This window comes from Flavobacterium antarcticum DSM 19726 (assembly GCF_000419685.1).
Lineage (GTDB): Bacteria > Bacteroidota > Bacteroidia > Flavobacteriales > Flavobacteriaceae > Flavobacterium > Flavobacterium antarcticum.
Map to the genome: position 1 here is coordinate 24,222 of NZ_ATTM01000001.1, position 20,005 is coordinate 44,226.

15 protein-coding genes and 1 tRNA gene are annotated in these 20,005 nt (G+C 34.6%); 8 read left to right on the forward strand and 8 right to left on the reverse strand.

All coding sequences use genetic code 11. The features are described 5' to 3' along the window. Positions 1-183 precede the first annotated feature (183 nt). The 5 genes from YWA_RS0100170 to rplM form a co-directional block, all read right to left on the reverse strand. A complete protein-coding gene (locus YWA_RS0100170) occupies positions 184-741 on the reverse strand; it encodes a DNA-3-methyladenine glycosylase I (protein WP_026718466.1) in 558 nt (185 codons plus the stop codon). Positions 742-1,340: 599 nt separating this feature from the next. Then, complete coding sequence (tsf, locus tag YWA_RS0100175; RefSeq protein WP_022826470.1) at positions 1,341-2,303, reverse strand: translation elongation factor Ts; 963 nt, start codon at positions 2,301-2,303, stop codon at positions 1,341-1,343. Between the two features lie 102 nt (positions 2,304-2,405). After that, positions 2,406-3,242: a 30S ribosomal protein S2 gene (gene rpsB / locus YWA_RS0100180; RefSeq protein ID WP_022826471.1), complete on the reverse strand. Its 837-nt coding sequence runs from the start codon at positions 3,240-3,242 to the stop codon at positions 2,406-2,408. 180 nt (positions 3,243-3,422) lie between these two features. Beyond that, complete coding sequence (gene rpsI / locus YWA_RS0100185) at positions 3,423-3,809, reverse strand: 30S ribosomal protein S9 (protein WP_022826472.1); 387 nt, start codon at positions 3,807-3,809, stop codon at positions 3,423-3,425. After that, a complete protein-coding gene (gene rplM, locus YWA_RS0100190; RefSeq protein ID WP_022826473.1) occupies positions 3,809-4,264 on the reverse strand; it encodes a 50S ribosomal protein L13 in 456 nt (151 codons plus the stop codon). The genes rpsI and rplM overlap by 1 nt, the downstream gene beginning before the upstream one ends. Positions 4,265-4,655: 391 nt before the next feature. Here rplM and YWA_RS0100200 point away from each other — a divergent pair, with 391 nt between their 5' ends. Continuing rightward, entirely contained in the window at positions 4,656-5,687 is a 1,032-nt protein-coding gene (locus tag YWA_RS0100200; RefSeq protein WP_022826475.1) for a LacI family DNA-binding transcriptional regulator, read from the forward strand. A 163-nt stretch (positions 5,688-5,850) separates the two neighbouring features. Here YWA_RS0100200 and polA read toward each other — a convergent pair whose 3' ends face one another. Then, on the reverse strand, positions 5,851-8,682 hold the full coding sequence (polA, locus tag YWA_RS14445) for a DNA polymerase I (protein ID WP_022826476.1): 2,832 nt from the start codon (positions 8,680-8,682) through the stop codon (positions 5,851-5,853). Positions 8,683-8,848: 166 nt separating this feature from the next. Between polA and YWA_RS0100215 the strand changes: the two genes are divergently transcribed. The 4 genes from YWA_RS0100215 (at position 8,849) to YWA_RS0100230 (ending at position 14,282) form a co-directional block, all read left to right on the forward strand. After that, a complete protein-coding gene (locus tag YWA_RS0100215; protein WP_022826477.1) occupies positions 8,849-11,785 on the forward strand; it encodes a sensor histidine kinase in 2,937 nt (978 codons plus the stop codon). Between the two features lie 83 nt (positions 11,786-11,868). Beyond that, a complete protein-coding gene (locus tag YWA_RS0100220) occupies positions 11,869-12,612 on the forward strand; it encodes a LytR/AlgR family response regulator transcription factor (RefSeq protein WP_022826478.1) in 744 nt (247 codons plus the stop codon). An 87-nt stretch (positions 12,613-12,699) separates the two neighbouring features. After that, positions 12,700-13,932, forward strand: coding sequence for a metallophosphoesterase (locus tag YWA_RS0100225; protein WP_026718467.1), 1,233 nt, complete (start codon positions 12,700-12,702; stop codon positions 13,930-13,932). Between the two features lie 53 nt (positions 13,933-13,985). Then, positions 13,986-14,282 carry a thioredoxin family protein gene (locus YWA_RS0100230; RefSeq protein ID WP_022826480.1) on the forward strand — a complete coding sequence of 99 codons (297 nt, stop codon included), beginning with the start codon at positions 13,986-13,988 and terminating at the stop codon, positions 14,280-14,282. Here YWA_RS0100230 and YWA_RS0100235 read toward each other — a convergent pair. Next, entirely contained in the window at positions 14,257-15,033 is a 777-nt protein-coding gene (locus YWA_RS0100235) for a polysaccharide deacetylase family protein (RefSeq protein ID WP_316928388.1), read from the reverse strand. The genes YWA_RS0100230 and YWA_RS0100235 overlap by 26 nt on opposite strands. Further along, positions 15,005-18,208: a glycosyltransferase family 117 protein gene (locus YWA_RS0100240; protein WP_022826482.1), complete on the reverse strand. Its 3,204-nt coding sequence runs from the start codon at positions 18,206-18,208 to the stop codon at positions 15,005-15,007. Before YWA_RS0100240 ends, YWA_RS0100235 begins: the two co-directional genes overlap by 29 nt. A gap of 149 nt (positions 18,209-18,357) precedes the next feature. Here YWA_RS0100240 and YWA_RS0100245 point away from each other — a divergent pair. The 3 genes from YWA_RS0100245 (at position 18,358) to YWA_RS0100255 (ending at position 19,916) form a co-directional block, all read left to right on the forward strand. Then, a tRNA-Gln gene (locus tag YWA_RS0100245) sits at positions 18,358-18,428 on the forward strand. 360 nt (positions 18,429-18,788) lie between these two features. After that, the gene (locus tag YWA_RS0100250; RefSeq protein ID WP_022826483.1) at positions 18,789-19,394 is read left to right on the forward strand and encodes a hypothetical protein; all 606 of its coding nucleotides are present in this window, start codon (positions 18,789-18,791) and stop codon (positions 19,392-19,394) included. Positions 19,395-19,415: 21 nt separating this feature from the next. Further along, on the forward strand, positions 19,416-19,916 hold the full coding sequence (locus YWA_RS0100255; protein WP_022826484.1) for a PRC-barrel domain-containing protein: 501 nt from the start codon (positions 19,416-19,418) through the stop codon (positions 19,914-19,916). Positions 19,917-20,005: the final 89 nt, after the last annotated feature.

The window sequence follows — 20,005 nt, forward strand, 5'->3', positions numbered from 1 at the left end:
CTAACTCACTCCATTTCGTCATAGTATCATCAGTAGCTTTAAATAAGGATATACCTCTTTTCATTGTGCCATTTACAACAAACAAACACCCAATTAAAAAATGGAAATATGAAATTATAAGTGATTAAATTTCAAATTAAAATTATTTATTTTTAGAATTAAGAATTTCTTTAATATAAATTTTCATTTCATTCTCGTCCAACAATCCGCCACGTGGTCGTTCACCATTCCCGTCGCTTGCATTTGAGCATATATAACTGTTGAACCTACAAATTTAAATCCTCTTTTTTTTAAATCTTTGCTAATTTCATCTGAAAGTGGAGTAGTAGCAGGAATAGCTCCGTGAGATTTCGGATTGTTATCAATTGGTTTTCCATTCACAAAACTCCAAATGTATTTTGAAAAACTACCAAATTCATCTTGTACTTTCATAAAAGCATTTGAATTAGAAACCGCAGAACGAATCTTGAGCTGATTTCTAATTATTCCTGTATCCAACAGCAATTCTTGAATTTTGTCTTCAGAATAATTTGCTATTATTTTGTAATCGAAATTGTTAAAAGCGTGACGAAAATTTTCTCTCTTTTTTAAAATCGTATGCCAACTCAATCCAGCCTGAAACGTTTCTAAAACCAAGAATTCAAATAGTTTTGCATCTTCATAAACGGGAAAGCCCCATTCTTCGTCGTGGTATTTGCGGTATAAATCGTCTTTTTCGCACCAAGAACAGCGTGTTTTCATTTCTTTTAGTTTAAGTAAATCTTCAATTATTGTATAACAATAAATCCCGTCCAATGTAACAAAAGCATAATTCCTACTGTTATTCCAAAGCTTGTTAATGATAAAAGCCGCCAATAAGTTGATCTGCCATCCCATAATTTCCACATTTTTTCTCCCGTTTTTTCTCGGTAATGTTTTAAAGTGAATTTTGCCAAGATGATTGTTATAACGATGAAAATCAATATTCCGAGTGTCCAAAATTTAATCATAACCTTGAAGTTTTATAGTTAGTCTACAGCAATAATCCATTTTCTCAATAGAGAAAAAATTTTTACAGTTCAAGGTACAAAAAATTCTGAATTTAATTTAAAGGAGTGTAACTGAAAATATGCAGATCTGAGAATTGCAGTATTGGGTATAGAATTTCTGACTTGCCTGCTTTGTGAATCTGAATTTATTTGAGCGTCTAATGAAGAGCAAGAGGGTCAATCTAGCTCAGCATGAAAAGGTCAAAAAAAATCCCGATTCAATGAATCGGGATTCTAAATTCCTTTGAAAAAAGGAATCTATTGTATTTGTTTTCAGAAAGAAATCTTTTAGATTCCTTCCTTCGAAGGAATTTATCCTAAAGCAACACGTTTGAAACCTGTAATTTCAACGTTATGGTCTTTAACATAAGTTCCCACTTTTTTGCTTTCATCTTTGATAAAGTTTTGATCTAACAAACACTTTTCTTGATCTAAAGAAGTATTGTCAGAAATGAAACGCTCCATTTTACCTGGAATAATTTTGTCCCAAATTTGTTCTGGTTTACCTTCAGCTTTCAATTCCGCTTTAGCATCTTCTTCCGCTTGTTTTAAAACTTCGTCAGACAATTGGTGACGAGAGATATATTTAGGAACATTTTTCAATGTTTTCCCTAAACGTACTGCTTCTTCATTTTCTTTTTCAATAATTGCAATACGAGCGTCTGTTTCAGAAGCAACAAAAGCAGCGTCAAAATCTTTGTAAGATAATGTAGTAGCTCCCATTGAAGCAATTTGCATAGAGATGTCTTTTGTGAACGTTTCAGCATTGTCAATTGCAGCAGAAATTGCTGTTAAAGCTGCAATTTTGTTTACGTGAACGTAAGATCCAACGAAAGCACCTTCTAAAATTTCAAAACCACCAATTTCGATTTTCTCACCAATAACTCCAGTTTGCTCGATTAATTTATCAGCAACAGTCATTCCGTTGAAATCTGAAGCTAAAAATTCTTCTTTAGTAGAAAAGTTAATTGCTTTTTCAACTAATTCTTTAGCTAAAGCTACGAAAGATTCGTTTTTACCTACGAAATCAGTTTCGCAGTTTAAAGTGATGATCGCTCCTTTAGTTTTATCAGCATTAATAAAACATACAGCAGCTCCTTCAGTTGACTCACGGTCAGAACGATTCTCAGCAACTTTTTGTCCTTTTTTTCTCAAGTTTTGGATTGCTTCTTCAAAATTTCCGTCCGCTTCTACTAAAGCTTTCTTACAATCCATCATTCCAGCACCAGTAGCTTGTCTTAATTTATTTACGTCTGCAGCAGTAATTGTTGCCATAATTTTTAGTTTTTATAATTTATAATTTAAAAATTCCAAATCCCAATTGATATAAAAATTATATTTTGGAATTTGGAATTTAAAATTGGAATTTATTTTGATTTACTCTTCAGTTTTCACTTCTTCCGTTGCAGTTTCCACTGTTGCAGCTGGAGCAGGAGTTTCCTCTTTTGCTACTGGTGCAGCAGCTTTCTCAGCAGCTGGTTTGTCTGTTTTTTCCTCAGTTGGTTGATCACCATCCTTATCAGAAGTTCTGTTAGCATTTCCTTCGATAACGGCAGCCGTTACTAAAGACAAAATTTTATCGATTGATTTAGAAGCATCATCGTTAGATGGGATTACATAGTCAACCTCTCTTGGGTCAGAGTTTGTATCCACCATTGCGAAAACTGGAATGTTTAATTTTTGAGCTTCTTTAATTGCGATGTGTTCTGCTTTAATATCTACCACGAACAATGCAGCAGGAAGTCTTGACATGTCAGAAATAGAACCTAAGTTCTTTTCTAATTTTGCACGAAGACGATCAACTTGTAAACGTTCTTTTTTAGATAAGGTCAAGAAAGTACCGTCTTTCTTCATTCTATCAATAGTTGCCATTTTTTTAACAGCTTTACGGATAGTTACAAAGTTAGTCAACATTCCACCAGGCCATCTTTCAGTGATGTACGGCATGTTTGCTGCTGCAGCTTTTTCAGCTACGATATCTTTTGCTTGTTTTTTAGTAGCTACGAATAAGATTTTTCTACCTGAAGCAGCAATTTTTTGCATTGCTTCGGCAGCTTCTTCGATTTTTGCTGCTGTTTTATATAGGTTGATAATGTGAATTCCATTACGTTCCATATAAATGTAAGGAGCCATGTTCGGGTCCCATTTTCTAGTCATGTGTCCAAAGTGAACACCTGCTTCTAGTAAGTCTTTAACTTCTACTTTGATTGCCATTTTAATGTTTTAGTTTACGTTCTGTTGAATTAGCAATGTTCCTTTGGGCTTTTTGGCGTTAAGCTTTGAGCTTTAGGCTTCATTTAGATGCTAAACTATTTTCCTGCCTCGACAGGAACAACAAATCTTTTTAAATAATAAATAAACGATGTCTTGTACACAACATACAAGACGGTAATATTAACGTTTAGAGAACTGGAATTTCTTACGTGCTTTCTTCTGACCGAATTTCTTACGTTCAACCATTCTTGGATCTCTTGTTAATAAACCTTCTGGTTTTAAGATAGCTCTGTTTCCTTCGCCAACTTCACACATAACTCTAGCAAGTGCCATTCTCACAGCTTCTGCTTGACCTGTTGAACCACCTCCGTAAACGTTTACTTTTACATCATAGTTTTCAACGTTTTCTGTCATAGACATTGGTTGTAAAACTTTGTACTGTAAAGTAGCTGTTGGGAAATAAGTTGCGAATGCTTTTTTGTTTACAGTGATTACTCCTGTTCCTTCCGAAACATAAACACGTGCAACAGCGGTTTTTCTTCTACCGATTTTGTGAATAACTCCCATTACTTAAGATCGTTAAGGTTAACTGTTCTCGGTTTTTGAGCGCCTTGTTTGTGCTCAGTACCTACAACAACATTTAAATTTCTGAAAAGTTCAGCTCCTAATTTGTTCTTAGGTAACATTCCTTTTACTGCTTTTTCAACTAGAGTTGCAGGGTTTTTCGCTTGCAATACTTTAGCTGTTAAAGTTCTTTGACCTCCTGGGTAACCTGTATGACGCATGTAAATTTTGTCATCCATTTTTTTACCTGTAAGGTTGATTTTTTCTGAGTTGATAACAATTACGTTATCTCCACAGTCCACGTGTGGTGTGTAACTTGGTTTGTACTTACCTCTCAAAATCATTGCGACTTTTGAAGCAAGACGTCCTAAGTTGTGACCATCAGCATCTACAACGATCCACTCTTTAGTGACTGTTGCTTTGTTCGCTGATACTGTCTTGTAGCTTAATGCGTCCATAATATATTTTTAATTAAACATTCCATCCCCAATAAAGGGAGTGCAAAAGTACAATTAATTATTTATAATACAAATAGCAATAAAAGATAATTTTACAGATGCTGATTTTTAAGGTATCTTTTTTAAAATGAACACGGTACGAATTACTTCCTCATTTCCAAATTCACCTTTTTTTAAATCTTTTTTGGGCAATCCGAAAACGGCCGGGCTATCCGTTACTAATCTTTTTATTTTTAAAGAAAAAATAAAAAGGATTTCCACTGCTATCCCTATTGCGAATTGGTACAACTCACAAATTTACGGTCAATTTTTTTTATATCGAATTTTCATTTGAATTTGTATTAAGGTTGATTTCAATAGTTTTTCTACATTTACATTTCAATAATTCATCATGAAAGAAAAAGCGACGCTCAAACAAATTGCCAAACAATTAGGGGTTTCCGTCTCCACGGTTTCAAAAGCACTTAATAATAGTCCGGAGATTAGCGACACAACTAAAGCCAAGATTCAGGAATTTGCAAAGCTTAAAAACTATAAACCCAATGTTACAGCACTAAATCTTAAAAACCGACAAACAAAAACCATTGGTGTTATTCTTCCTAATATGTTGAACTCCTTTTTCGCCAAGGTTTTTACAGGAATAGAGAAAGTCGCCGAAGAAAAAGGCTATCACATTATAACCTGTATTTCTAATGAATCACTTGAAAAAGAAATCAATGCCATGGAACTTTTAAGCAATGGAACCGTGGATGGATTTATTCTTTCTATTTCAGAACAATCGCAAAAGGAACAGTATTTTGAACATTTTATTGATTGCATCAATGACGGTGTTCCAATTGTCATGTTTGATCGGGTTACGGATCAAGTAAAGTGTGACAAAGTAATTGTCGACGATTTGGATTCTGCGTTTGACGCGACACAACACCTTATCAATTTAGGGTGTAAAAAGATTGCGTTACTTTCTACGATTGATAATTTGAGTGTGGGCCAACTTCGAGCAAAAGGATATTATAAAGCTTTGGAAGAAAACAAGTACCTCATTGACGAAAACCTAATTATCTTAACCGAGGCTTCGGACGAATTTGATACAAAGTTAGAAGCACTCATTGCCACACAAAAAATTGATGGAATTTTTGCTTTAGACGAACATTCTTCTGTTTCGAGTTTGAAGTTAGCGCTACAAAACGAATATAAAATCCCGGAAGACTTATCAATCATCGGTTTTGCAGACGGTGTTTGGTCCCGACGCTTGACGCCAAGTTTGTCTACGGTAAGTCAGCATGGTCCTGAAATTGGCGAAACAGCAGCTCGTTTACTAATCGAAAAATTAGAAAACAAAGGAACAGAAACTGCTCTTGAAACCACAGTTATTAAAACAGAACTGCGACAAAGAGGCTCGACGAGAAAGTTATTAAATCAATGAAACTCAAATTTTGCTTCAAATAAAAGGGCGAAAATTTTTAAAATTTTCGCCCTTTTCAATCTACAGTATTTATCAAATTTTGGATTATCATTAAAAAATCTAAATTTTCAAAATTGAAAACGATTCAAAACTGAAAACTAAAAACTGACCACTGCAACCTTTTTTAATGTGCTTCCAGCCAATTATGACCCATTCCCATTTCCACTTCTAAAGGAACAGAAAGCGTAAACGCGTGTTCCATTTCTTGTTTAATCATCGGTTGAATTTTCTCTAATTCTGAATTATGAACGTCAAACACAAGTTCATCATGTACTTGAAGCAGCATCTTGCTTTTCCAATTCTCTTGGGTTAGTTTTTTGTGAATATTAATCATCGCAATTTTGATAATATCGGCAGCACTTCCTTGAATTGGAGCATTGACCGCATTTCGTTCTGCACCACCACGAACCATAGCATTTTGTGAATTGATGTCTTTTAAATAACGTCTTCTTCCCAAAACAGTTTGAACATAGCCCATTTCTCTAGCTATTTCAATTTGCTCTTGAATATACGCTTTCAATCGAGGATAACTTTCGTAATACGCATCAATCAAATCTTTTGATTCTGCACGAGAAAGATTCGTCTGATTGCTCAATCCAAATGCAGAAACGCCGTATATAATTCCAAAGTTGACTGTTTTTGCATGACTTCTTTGTTCACGCGTCACCTCTTCTAAAGGAACATTAAATACTTTTGACGCTGTGCTTTTGTGAATATCTTCGCCATTTTTAAACGACTGAATCATGTTTTCTTCACCACTTAGAGCGGCAATAATTCGCAATTCTATTTGGGAATAATCGGCAGAAAGTAAGGTATAATTTTCATCTCTTGCAATAAATGCTTTTCTGATTAATCGACCTCTTTCGGTACGAATTGGAATGTTTTGTAAGTTGGGATTATTCGAACTTAATCGTCCTGTTGCGGCAACAGTTTGCATGTAATCCGTATGAACTCGACCTGTTTTCGAGTCCACTTGATTTGGTAAAGCATCAATATAGGTACTTTGTAATTTCACCATTTGGCGCCATTCTAAAATATCCTTAACAATTGGATGTTCATCAGCTAAGTAAGATAAGACTTCTTCGCCAGTCGCATATTGACCGGTTTTAGTTTTCTTCTGTTTGGCTCCGCCAATTTTTAACTTGTCAAAAAGAACTTCACCCAATTGTTTCGGCGAAGCCAAATTGAATGTTTCTCCCGCTGTTTCATAAATCTGCTTTTCGAAAAGGTCAATGTCTTTTTGCATTTCAACCGACATCTTTTTCAAAAAGTCAACGTCCAAATTAATCCCTTCCTTCTCCATATCAGCAAGTACTTTTACGAGCGGAATTTCGATTTCAGTAAACAATTTTTTAGTTTCTGTTTTATCTAATTCAGTCGTAAAAAACTCTTTCAATTGCAAAGTCACATCAGCATCTTCAACGGCATATTCCTTAGCTTCTTCTACGTCAATATCGCGCATGGACTTTTGGTTCTTGCCTTTTTTTCCAATAAGTGTTTCAATTGATTTTGGTGAATAATTCAAATACGTTTCTGACAAAATATCCATTCCGTGACGCATATCAGGATTGATCAAATAATGCGCAATCATGGTGTCAAAAAGCGGTCCTTTTACATCCAAATCATAATTTGAAAGAATTTTCAGATCGTATTTTAAGTTTTGACCAATTTTTTCAATTGTTTCATTTTCGAAAAATGGACGTAATTTTTCTATTAGTTCCTGCGCTTTTTCTCTGCTTTCGGGAAAGGGAACGTAAAAGCCTTTTCCTTTTTCGTATGAAAATGCAATGCCAACTAATTCCGCATGAAGTGCATCAAGTCCGGTGGTTTCGGTGTCAAAGCAAACCGATTTTTGTTGCATTAAGTTTTGCAGCAGCAATTTTAAACCTAAATCACCTTGAATGATTTGGTACGAATGTTCTGTATTTTCAATAGAAGTATAGATGGAAGTTCGTTCTGCTGATTCATCATTTGTGCTTGCGCCAAATAAATCAAACTGATCGTCATTTTTAGTAGAAGGTTTTTTGTACAATTTGGCATCTTGCGAAGCATTTGCAGCGGCATTATGATCGACTCTAAATAAACTGTCAAACTGATCTGCCATTCTTCTGAACTCCAATTCTTGGAATATAGCTTCTGTTTTCTCGATATCTGGCCTTGATAATTCGTAGTCTTTTTCGTCAAAAGTGACATCACAATCAATAATTATCGTGGCTAATTGTTTGGACAAAATTCCTTTTTCTTTATTGGCTTCGATGTTTTCTTTCATTTTACCTTTTAGCTCATGTGTGTTTGCCAAAAGATTTTCCATCGAACCATATTCCTTCAAAAATTTCTTTGCTGTTTTTTCGCCAACACCCGGTAATCCTGGAATATTATCCACAGCGTCACCCATCATGCCAAGGAAATCAATGACTTGTTCAGGACGCTCAATTTCAAATTTGGCCAAAACTTCAGGAACGCCCCAAATTTCAATTCCGTTACCCATTCGAGCCGGTTTCCACATAAAAATATTTTCCGAAACCAGTTGTGCAAAATCCTTATCTGGCGTTACCATGAATACTTGGTAATTCTGCTTTTCGGCTTGTTTTGCAATTGTTCCAATTAAATCATCGGCTTCACAACCTTCAATTTCAATAATCGGAATGTGCATCGCTCTTAAAAGATCTTGAATATAAGGAATGGCAAGTTTTATCGCTTCTGGAGTGGCATCGCGATTTGCTTTATATTCTACGAACATTTCGGTTCGCACGTGACTTCCGCCTTTGTCAAAAGCTACGGCTAAGTGGTCTGGTTTTTCACGTTTAATGACATCTAAAAGGGAATTCATAAAGCCCATAATGGCTGAAGTGTCCATTCCTTTTGAGTTGATTCGAGGATTTTTTATAAAGGCGTAATAACCTCTGAAAATTAAAGCGTAGGCATCTAATAAAAATAAGCGTTTTTGAGCTGACATAATCTGATTTTCTATGGATTTCAAATGTACAAAACTTTGCCGTTTTCTGCCAATTTCAAATTTATAAAAAGTAACGAAGTTGCTTTAAAACTATTTTTCAGCTAAATTTCTAGTACGTGTTTTTGAAACCGTTATTTAAGTAACTTTATGGTTTAAATTTTTTTGTGTGAAATTAAATTTTTCGATACCTACTTTGCTTGCTAACTTAGTGTTGCTTCTTTTGCTAACTACCTCTTTTTTTCCTGAAAAAAGTTTTGGACAAGAACCACTTACCCGAAAGATCTCTTTTCTTGATGGATTGCCTACTGATGTTGTTTATGACTTGTTTGTAGACAGAAATGGACTTTTGTATCTAGGTACAGACAAAGGTTTAGTTACTTATAATGGCGTTCATTTTGAACAAATGGAAATTGAGGAAAGCTTAGGGAATTCAATAAGTGGGGTTCAACAGGATTTTTCGGGTAAAATCTGGTGTAAAAATTTTGCAAATCAATTGTTCTATGTGAACGATGGGAAATTGATTCCTGATAAAAATGTAAAAAATCTGTTGGACCAAACCAAGGGAAATTTAGTAGATTTTTCTATAGGATTAAACGCGATGTATATTTTAACACAGGACGCGGTTTATACGTATAGGTATGGAAAATTCAATCAAATTTATAAAATCAAAGACGGAGAGCATTTTATATCAATGATCTACGACCGGGAAAGTCAAAAATTATATGCTGCTTCAGGCGGTACAAACTACATTTTTCAGAATGATCGCTTAATTAAAAAGCAAAATACGACAATTGGACAAAAAACCTTAGAAATTTTTAAACATAAGTTATCCTACAGTTACCGATTGCTTTCTTCTAAATGCGTTATTGGAAGTGATATTATCGAGGTCACACTTCCCGATTTAAAAAGTACATTTTTTAATCGATTGTCGGCTACTAAAGACAATCTATGGCTTTGCACGAATAATGGTATTTATGAGTATAATGAGTCAAAAAAGGAGTTTAAAGCTGGTTTTTTAGAAGATGTTCGCGTCACTGATATTGTACAAGATTTAGAAGGCAATCACTGGATTAGTAGTCTTGACGAAGGTTTGTTCTTATTGCCCAATCGAAAAATATTCGAGTTGAAAGTAGAATTGCCTGAGAAGAAAAAGAAAATGAGTTATACGCGAATTGCCCAAGCGAAAAACGGACATTACTATGTGGGTACAAATGACGGTCGGATCTTAGAAACAACTCCTTGGGGAAAAATGATTCAGATTTACGATACAAAGTGGGACAATAATATTGAATTCATCAACTTTATTGGCGACACGATTCTGACCAATTACGGTTTTTTTAAACAAGAAAACACCAAGCTTATTTCTAATATCAATTATTATGGAAAAGGGCTTGAGTTGGATCGTAAAGGGAATTTACTGATTGCCAGTCCTACATTTGGAGGATTAATTTCTAGGGATTTAAAAAAAATACCCAATTTTGATAATCCAAAGAACAGGTATAAAATTATAGATTACGGTGTTACTAAAATTAAGACATTGGTGCTTCGTGATAAGCGGGCGAGATCTGTATTCTATAATAATGTGGAACAGAAGTACTTTTTTGGGTTTATTGACGGACTTTATGTTTATGATGAAGCGGGAAATGAAAGCGAACTTAAAACAGAAAATGGAGAGGCAATCATAGCTGTTGCAATGTTGCAAAACGGCGATGGATCAATGTGGATTGCCTCCTCTCAAAAAGGACTATTTTTAATAAAGAACCAAAAGATCATAAAACATATTTCTGTAAAGAACGGTCTTTCGGACAATAATTGTAGGCGAATTGAAAAAGACAATTCGGGGATATGGATTGTCACAGAAACAGGTTTTGATTACTATGATATTAAGACAAGTCGTGTAAAGAATGCCCAATTAAATTTATGTATTAAAGGAATTACCATTAATGACTTGACGCTCTACGGATCAATCGTGGCGTTAGCGACAGATCAAGGTATTTTCTATTTTGATAAAAAAGTACTCGATGAGACGAGTCTGCCTAATTTTAATTTTACTGATTTTTTAGTCAATGGTAAAAGAAGGAATATTGAAAATACGGTGAAGCTGGAATACAGTGAAAATAACATCAATATTAAATTCAATACCATTCATTACAAAAGTTTAGGGAGCTATACTTATCGTTCGAGACTGTTGGGGCTTGATGACAAATGGTTCAATCAGTCATCCGCGATGAAGAATATTAACTTTCTATCGCTAAATCCAGGTGTTTATAAGTTCCAAATCAATATTAAAATAGGCGAAAAATACACGCCAATTCAGGAAATTAACTTTGAAATTTCAAAACCTTTTTGGTTGCAAAATTGGTTTTTGACCATTATAATTTTGCTGATATTGGCCCTAATGTATTTTGTATACCGTTGGGCTGTGGTAAAAACCCGTAAAAGTGAGGAGTTAAAAGAGCAATTGGCATTGTCGCAATTAACCGCTTTGCGTTCGCAGATGAATCCACATTTTATTTTCAATATTTTGAATGCGGTTCAAGGACTTATTTATTCCAATCAAAAAAGTAAAGCAAGTGACTATTTAGGTAAATTCTCGGATTTGATGCGGCGTATTTTAGATACGTCGGATTCAAATGAAGTCACCATTGAGAAAGAATTTGAGACCATTGATTTATATGTGTCTTTAGAAAAGGCGCGTTTTGAAGAAGATTTTGAATACACGATTTCCTTCCCGGAAGATATTGATTTACGCGACTATACAATTCCGTCCATGATCATTCAGCCTTTTGTCGAAAATGCGATCAAGCACGGTCTGATGCATAAAAGTGGATTAAAAACCTTAACTATAAAGGCAGAACTCTTTGACGATGTTTGGTGTTTTACGATTGACGATAACGGAATAGGACGTAAAGCGTCGGAAATTATCAACCAGAAGATTAAAAAGCATATTTCTTTTGCGACAAAAGCCATTGACAATCGAATCAAATTAATCAGCAGAACCACTGATATTACCATTGATATTGAAGTTATTGATAAGAAAGGAAGTGACGAGGAAGCATTAGGAACGCGAATTAAAATATACATTCCGCTTTTAGACCGATAAAAATTCATACTTTTTTAACAACCTTATTGAAATAATTCTTAATATAGTAGCCACTTTTCAAATCCAATTAAAAACAGTATTTTATGAAAGCAATTATTGTAGACGACGAATTAAATGCCCGTTTATCCCTGAGAGGAATTCTAGAGGAAAACTTTAAGGAGATCAACATTGTGACCGAATGTAAAGACGTTCCTTCCGCAGTAACTGCTATTCATGAATACAAGCCTGATCTTGTTTTTCTAGATATTTCTATGCCCGGTTATTCAGGTTTAGAATTGCTGAAATTTTTTGACGAAAGTCAAATCAACTTCAAAATCATTTTTGTAACCGCTTTTAGCGAATATGCCGTTAACGCTTTTGAACTTTCAGCGGTAGGTTATATTTTAAAACCCGTTCGTGTGGATGCGCTTCAAAAAGCGTTGCATAAAGTAATGGAAAATAATAATGATCTTGACAAACTGAAAGCACTCCAAAACAATATGGAAAATCCATTTGATAAAAAAGTGGCTTTGAATACGGGAGACGGGATTACTTTGCTTGAATTACACGACATTCTGTACTTAAAAGCAGATGGATCTTACACTCACTTTTACACAGTGGACAAGCACCGAATTACAATTGCAAAAAAAATATCAGATTTTGAGCGTTTAGAAGCAATGGGAAATTTCCTCCGCATTCACAGAAGTCATATTGTCAATTTATCTCGTATTACTAAAATTCTAAAGCAGGATGGCGGAATGGTGATTATGGAAAACGGCGAAACACTGTCTATTTCTTCAGAACGAAGAGCAAAACTGTATCAGAAACTCGAAGATTTTAAATTGTAAAATCAAGTGCTATTCAGTCGTTAAAATTTTCGTAATTAAACCTTACAACCGTTGGTTATGTTGTTATTTTGCTAAAAATTGATGCAAATGTTTCGTTGGTTATTCATAATTGTCGTTATCGTCTTTATAGAAATTTACGCATTTCAAGCGTTTAGAACTTTAATTAAAACCCGTTGGCTTTTGGTTTCTTATGAAGTCATCAGTGCCATTGTATTGGTTTATTTGATTTGGTCGTTTTCACAATTTGATCGTTCGGTTGGGCAAAACAAGCAATCCTTGATGACGATAGGTTTACTTTTAGTCGTTTATGTGCCTAAAATGTTCTTGACGATTTTTATGTTTGGTGAAGATTTATTTCGACTCATAAGAGGTTTGACCAATTACTTCGTAGAACACGACAATCCGTCGAGCTATATTCCAGAACGACGAAAATTTGTGAGCCAAATAGCTTTAGTTATTGCCGCAATTCCTTTTGCATCCTTGATTTATGGAATTTTTGAAGGGAAATATAATTTCAAAGTAATCAAACAACAAGTATTCTTTCCCGACTTGCCCGATGCTTTTGACGGATTTAAAATCACACAGATATCAGATGTTCACAGTGGAAGCTTTGACAATCATGAAAAAATTGAATACGCCATTGAATTAATTAATGAGCAAGAGACGGATTTAATTTTATTTACGGGAGATATTGTCAACACGCATGCAAAAGAAATGCATCCTTGGATTGAAACGTTTAAAAGAATCAAGCAGCCTGAATATGGTAAATATTCCGTTTTAGGAAACCACGATTATGGGGAATATGTAACTTGGCCAAATAAAAAGCAAAAAGACGAAAATTTTGAAGCCATTAAGGATTTATATGGTGCTATTGATTTTAAACTTTTGCTAAACGAACATACTTTTATTGAAAAGGACAATCAAAAATTAGCGATCGTAGGAGTTGAGAACTGGGGGAAAAACTTCAAGCAAGCGGGCGATTTACGCAAAGCTTCAGAAGGTTTGACCGCTCAAGATTTTAAAATATTATTGAGTCACGATCCATCACATTGGGAATATCAGGTAAAAGACGATGCAAAGCATTTTCAATTGACACTTTCGGGACACACACACGGAATGCAATTTGGTATTGAAATTCCTGGCTTTTTTAAATGGAGTCCTGTTCAGTATGTCTACAAACAGTGGGCTGGTTTATACGAAAATGTTGGAAGATACGTTTATGTAAACCGCGGTTTTGGCTTTCATGCATATCCGGGAAGAGTAGGGATTATGCCAGAAATTACGGTTATTGAACTAAAAAAAGGCACAAGTGTAGCATAATTCACGAAAAATAGTACATTTGTAATTGTACACCCTAATAAATTTTCAATTTTATGTCAAAATTTGGAGAATTAATTAACGCAGAAATTCCCGTTTTAATCGATTTTTATACGGAATGGAACGAACAATCAGTTGCGATGCACGAAATTATTCGTGATGTTGCTGCAGCTTTAGGAGACAAAGCGAAGGTGATTAAAATAGACGTTGATAAAAATCAAGAGCTTGCTGATGCGTTGCGAATTAAAGGTGTTCCCACACTTATGATTTACAAATCAGGTCAGATGATGTGGCGTCAAGCGGGAGAATTAGATGCAAACTCAATCATTAGTTTGGTTCAGGAGCAAATTTAATCGCCTTCATTTCGAAGCCATTTTTTTGTAAATAATCCAATGTTTTTGGCAAAGCGAACTTTAAGTTTTTAGACGCTTTTAAACTGTCGTGAAAAATGACAATACTTCCGGACTGAATGTTTTTTAGCACATTTTCAGCACACTTTTCTGGCGAAATAGTCGTGTCAAAATCCGCACTTAAAATATCCCACATTATTACTTTATATCCTTTTTGTTTGAGTAATTTAAACTGACTGCGTTTTAATTTGCCGTAAGGCGGGCGAAATAATTTTATATCTGAATTATTTCCAACAGAAAATTCTTTGATCACATTTTCGCATAAATCTACATTTTCAATATATTCTTGGGTAGTTGTATGCCATCCGTTGAGGTGGTTGTACGTATGGTTTCCAATCGTATGTCCGTGTTGCTGAATCTTACTAAAAAGATCCGGATTAGTTTTTATGTTTGCACCAATACAAAAAAATGTAGCTTGAGCATTGTATTCTTTTAAAATGGACAAAGTCCAATCCGTTACTTCAGGTGTTGGACCATCGTCAAAAGTAAGGTAAACTATTTTCTTGGTTGTTGGAAAATTCCAAGTAAAACCAGAGAAGATTTTTTTGATGATCCAATGTGTTTTGACCCAATAGAATTTCATGTGATTGTATGGTTTTTGTAAAGGTAAAAAAAAAGCAGCGATTGATTGAACCGCTGCTTTTCTAGAATTAATGTAAATAGGCTTACTCCATATCACGTTTGAAGCGTTCAAACATCTTGTTATAGGTATTAAATGTGGTCTTATTGGACTCGTAAAACGCATTATCGCCTCTGTCTTTCATTATGGACAATAAGTCTCTGTAACGCTCAATTCCGGTTACAATCTCAACATACAGGTTGTTTTGTTCATTTGATTTTAGCGTATTGTAATATTTCAGATTTTCTTGGTATTTGACAATCAACTGCGTCAAAATTTTACGTGCTTTCTCTTTCTCGCCTAATTCATAATATCCAGCTGCAAATGGTTCCAACATGGTGTAGTAACCAAATTGTTCCAAAGGCATCTTGTTCATTGCTAAATCAATAATTTCCTTCGCTTTTTCAGTCTTGCCTTCATTGATTAATTGTTCCATCAATCGAGCGAGATTTGTACGGTAGGTAATGCTATTTTTACGTGTTTCTGGATCGTGGTAAATAGTAGTGCTTTCGCTATTTCCCCAATCCCATTTCATTACGATGTCAAACATTTTGTCAGAATCAATCTGACCCATATCTAACGGACTTGGTGCTTTATCAAGGGAGTTTTTCACAGGAACTAATTTGTAAACCATTCCGTCTAATTGCAAATAGTCTTTCATCCAGATGTAATCCTCGTCACCAAAACTTCCTCCTGTAAAATAAATAGGTCGTTTCCAGTTGTTATTGGCCACGATATCTAACATCATTAAACGATTTTTGTACAACGCTTGTCCTTTAATGTCTAAATCAATATACGGAACTATAGAATCACTGTACTTAGCAGAAACCGTTTTACTTGCCAAAACTGCTTCTTTATTTACAGGAATTCGCAATTTGTTCGTCGGATAGAAATGGATTTTCTGACCGTTTTGCAAATCAATTACCGCTCTAGGATCATCATCTGCGATAAATTTGATAAAATCTTTAATGTCCCAACGTTCTTCGGTCAAAGGCTTATGAACGGTATAATCAAGTTTATCTCCCACATATTGATGGTGTGAAAATGAAATTGGTAAAGGTTCAGATTCGTAAGCTTTTGCTTTCATTTGGTCTATATACCAGTCGGTCATAAACAAACTTGTATTTACAATTCTAACGTCTGTCCGGTAATTTTCAATTTCTTGAGCATACCAAAGTGGGAAGGTGTCGTTATCACCAATAGTGAATAAAATCGCATTGGGTTCACAAGAACTCAAGTAGGCTTTTGCCATTGCTAGTGCTGTATATTTATCAGAACGGTCGTGGTCATCCCAGTTTTGAGAAGCCATTAAAACAGGAGCTACTAATAAAGACAATGCGATGACGATTGGTCCAGCAATTTTTGGCTGCAGCCAATTTTTAACGGTTTCATACAAAGCATATACGCCAAAGCCAATCCATATTGCAAAAATATAGAAGGAACCTACTAAAGCATAATCTCTTTCGCGAGGTTCAAAAGGGCGCTCGTTTAAGTAAATTTTCAATACAAATCCTGTGAATAAAAACAATACTAAAAGAACATAAAAACTTTTCAAGTCTTTATTAGCGTGGTAAATTAATCCTAACAATCCCAATAGGAATGGAATTCCGTAATATAAATTACGTCCTTTATTGTTCAATACATCAGATGGTAAATTGTCTTGTGAACCCAATCGCATTTCGTCAAAAAAGGTGATTCCAGTCATCCAGTTTCCATCCACGCTGTCGTATTTACCTTGATTGTCGCTTTGTCTTCCGGCAAAATTCCAAAGCAAGTAACGCATGTACATATAACCAAACTGGTATTCAACCATGAACTTTAAGTTATCACCCATTGAAGGTTTTTCGATAATTAAATATTCGCTGTAGGCTTTCAAAAACTTATGATAACCGTCCGTATCAATCTGATTTTGATTGTAAGCCGTTTTAAATTCATTTACAATTTGAACCAGCTCTTTTTCATGAGCATACTCCGGATTTAATCTAAATTCTACTGGTTTTGTAAAGGTCATGTAATTTGCCGCATGATCCGGACTCCACATTCTTGGCAAAAATGCTTTTTGACTGTCGTCGCTGTTTTGGACTGCATTTTTGTAATTATTTACAATTACATATTTACCGGTTTTATAATCTCTTTCGTAATTTGGTGCTTTGTCTAAATACGGATTTTCTGGGTCTAAACCTGCATAAACATCCGTAAACTGTGGACCGTAGAAAAGAGGATTTACACCATATTGTTCCCGGTTGTAATAAGCCAAAACTTCTCGAGCATCTGAAGGTCGGTTTTCGTTAATAACCACATTTGCATTCGCACGAATTGGCAACATCATCCAAGTTGAAAAACCAATTAAGATGAATAAAATACTTAGAAGTAACGTATTCAGTTGAATTTGACCCTTTTTTCTAGTGTAATTTAATCCGAAATAGAAGAAAGCAATTAATAAAACGGTAACGAAAATAGTTCCTGAATTAAAAGGCAAGCCTAAATTATTTACCATGAAGACTTCGGATTGTCCGAAGAATCCCATCGTTAATGGAAGTAATAATTTGAAAATAAATAACAAAACCGATACGACTACTATATTCGCAATAATGAAATTTTTAACCGTAATTGTTTTGTAATGTTTGAAATAATATAAAAATCCGATAGAAGGAATGGTTAATAGCGCCATGAAATGCACTCCGAATGAAAGACCAACAACGAGTGAAATGATCAAAAGCCATTTGTTGCCTTTCGGTTTGTCCATATCTTGTTCCCAACGCAATCCCAGCCAAAATAATACCGCAATAAACAACGATGCCATTGCATAAACTTCTGCTTCAACCGCATTGTACCAAAAACTATCTGAGAATGTGAATGCCAAAGCGGCTACAAATGCACTTCCTAAAATAGCAATGGAGTTGTCTTTATCTACGGTGGTAAATTGTGAAATTAATTTTTTCAAAAGTAGAGACGTGGACCAAAACATAAAAAGAATAGTGAACGCGCTTGAAAAAACGGACATCATGTTGACCATTAATGCTACTTGCGAATTATCTAAAGCAAACATGGCAAAGAACGCACCAATCATCTGAAATAAAGGAGCTCCCGGAGGATGGCCAACTTCTAATTTAGCAGCAGTCGAAATATATTCTCCACAATCCCAAAAGCTTAAAGTGGGTTCTACCGTTAAAGAAAACGTCACAAGTGCGATAGCAAATGCCACCCATCCTGTAATTGTGTTCCACTTCTTAAAGTTAAATTCCGTCATAATTTCGTACGATTTTTGTTTAAAATTTCAGTTACAAAGAAAATGCTTTTTTGTGTAATGAAATGATAAAAATAATTTTTTAATTTTTTTTGCTAAAAAATTTGGTTGATATGAATATTGTCTTAAATTTGCACTCGCAATAAGCAAGCTGGTCTATGGTGTAATGGTAACACAACTGTTTTTGGTGCAGTCTTTCTAGGTTCGAGTCCTAGTAGACCAACTTTTAAAAGTCTATAAGATGTTGAAATTCAACAAATTATAGACTTTTTTCGTTTGTAATACTTTCGTTTTTTAGGAATTGTATGCTTTTAGATGTGTTTTTAAAATTGATTATTAAAAATTAGCACAACACACATTTACTTCAACTTGCTAAAAAACAGAATAATAGGGCTTTAGTTTTTTTCTAATATTCAAATATAATTGGCCTCCTTTTTTCTTCATAAGCGAACTGATTATAATATTATTCTAAAGTTTCGTAAGACTTTTTTTTGTGATGCACTGTAATTTTATGGTTCTAAAAGATTTACTCTAAGCTGTTTTAGAGTTGGTCACTATTTAATAACCAATAAATATTACTATTATGGCAGAAATTAAAATTGAAAAAAAGGCGCCGATTTGGCCTTGGATTGTTGGACTACTAATACTTGCTTTGGCTGTGTACTTCTTGTTTTTTAAAGATACAGCTGTGGTTACGGACGGAACTACTGCCACAAATGACACAATTGTAGACCAAACCGAAATGCAAAATAACCGAGACGACACTAATCTTATGGGTGTTGCTGCATTCGTAGCATTTGTCAAAAACGACGACGGAAACATGACGCTTGATCATGAATATTCTAATGAAGCCTTAAATAAGTTGATTTCGGCGACTGAAGAAGTTTCTGCAAAAACAGATTTCGATTCGAAAATGGATTTAGACAAAGCCAGAGAACATGCTGATGCAATTACTAAAAATCCAGAAGCAACCGATCATGCAGATCACATCAAGATGGCAACGGATATGATTAGTACTGTTTTGCAAAATTTACAAAAAGCGAAATTTCCAAATTTACAAGCAGAAGCGGACAAAGCAAAAATGGCTTCGCAAGCGATAAATGTAAAAGAATTGGCTTTGAATCAAAAAGAAAAGATCAAAGCGTTTTTTGATGATGCTGCTGATTTATTAGACAAAATGAATAGATAAAAAACTTAAAAACTAAAGATTATGGACAAAGATAAAAAAGACTTATTTTACTTAAACGAACTTTCTGATTATAAAGTAGCGGACGATTATGCTGATGTCAGAGGATGGGATGTTAAAGATGTAGATGGTCGCGTTGTAGGTAAAGTAGATGATTTTCTAGTAAGTAAATCTGCAGAACGAGTGGTTTATTTAGATATTGAAGTGGATACTTCTATTATTGAAGTGGGACATGATGTTTATGGTAAATCTTCAGATGGCATTCATGAATTCTTAAATAAAGATGGCGAAAATCATTTGATTATTCCAATTGGGATGGTTACAATTAGCCGCGATAGAAAAGACGTGATTACAACCGAAATTAATCACGAAACTTTTGCAAAGACCAAACGGTTTGCAAAAGGATTCTTAGTCAATACGCAATATGAAGTTGCTTCTTACAACAGTTACCGGAAACAGCCTGACGGAAGTCAGATTATGTTTGATGATAACTTTTACAACCGACAAGATTTTGAAAGTTTGTAATTCTTCACAATACTAAAAAAGCGCTTAATTATTAATTAAGCGCTTTTTTTATATAAGACCTTTAGCTCGTGCTAAAGCTATTCAGTGTA

Coding starts and splice junctions, on each gene's coding strand:
- YWA_RS0100170 (WP_026718466.1), bottom strand. CDS start 741: ATGAAAACACGCTGTTCTTGGTGCGAAAAAGACGATTTATACCGCAAA.
- tsf (WP_022826470.1), bottom strand. CDS start 2,303: ATGGCAACAATTACTGCTGCAGACGTAAATAAATTAAGACAAGCTACT.
- rpsB (WP_022826471.1), bottom strand. CDS start 3,242: ATGGCAATCAAAGTAGAAGTTAAAGACTTACTAGAAGCAGGTGTTCAC.
- rpsI (WP_022826472.1), bottom strand. CDS start 3,809: ATGGGAGTTATTCACAAAATCGGTAGAAGAAAAACCGCTGTTGCACGT.
- rplM (WP_022826473.1), bottom strand. CDS start 4,264: ATGGACGCATTAAGCTACAAGACAGTATCAGCGAACAAAGCAACAGTC.
- YWA_RS0100200 (WP_022826475.1), top strand. CDS start 4,656: ATGAAAGAAAAAGCGACGCTCAAACAAATTGCCAAACAATTAGGGGTT.
- polA (WP_022826476.1), bottom strand. CDS start 8,682: ATGTCAGCTCAAAAACGCTTATTTTTATTAGATGCCTACGCTTTAATT.
- YWA_RS0100220 (WP_022826478.1), top strand. CDS start 11,869: ATGAAAGCAATTATTGTAGACGACGAATTAAATGCCCGTTTATCCCTG.
- YWA_RS0100225 (WP_026718467.1), top strand. CDS start 12,700: ATGTTTCGTTGGTTATTCATAATTGTCGTTATCGTCTTTATAGAAATT.
- YWA_RS0100230 (WP_022826480.1), top strand. CDS start 13,986: ATGTCAAAATTTGGAGAATTAATTAACGCAGAAATTCCCGTTTTAATC.
- YWA_RS0100240 (WP_022826482.1), bottom strand. CDS start 18,208: ATGACGGAATTTAACTTTAAGAAGTGGAACACAATTACAGGATGGGTG.
- YWA_RS0100250 (WP_022826483.1), top strand. CDS start 18,789: ATGGCAGAAATTAAAATTGAAAAAAAGGCGCCGATTTGGCCTTGGATT.
- YWA_RS0100255 (WP_022826484.1), top strand. CDS start 19,416: ATGGACAAAGATAAAAAAGACTTATTTTACTTAAACGAACTTTCTGAT.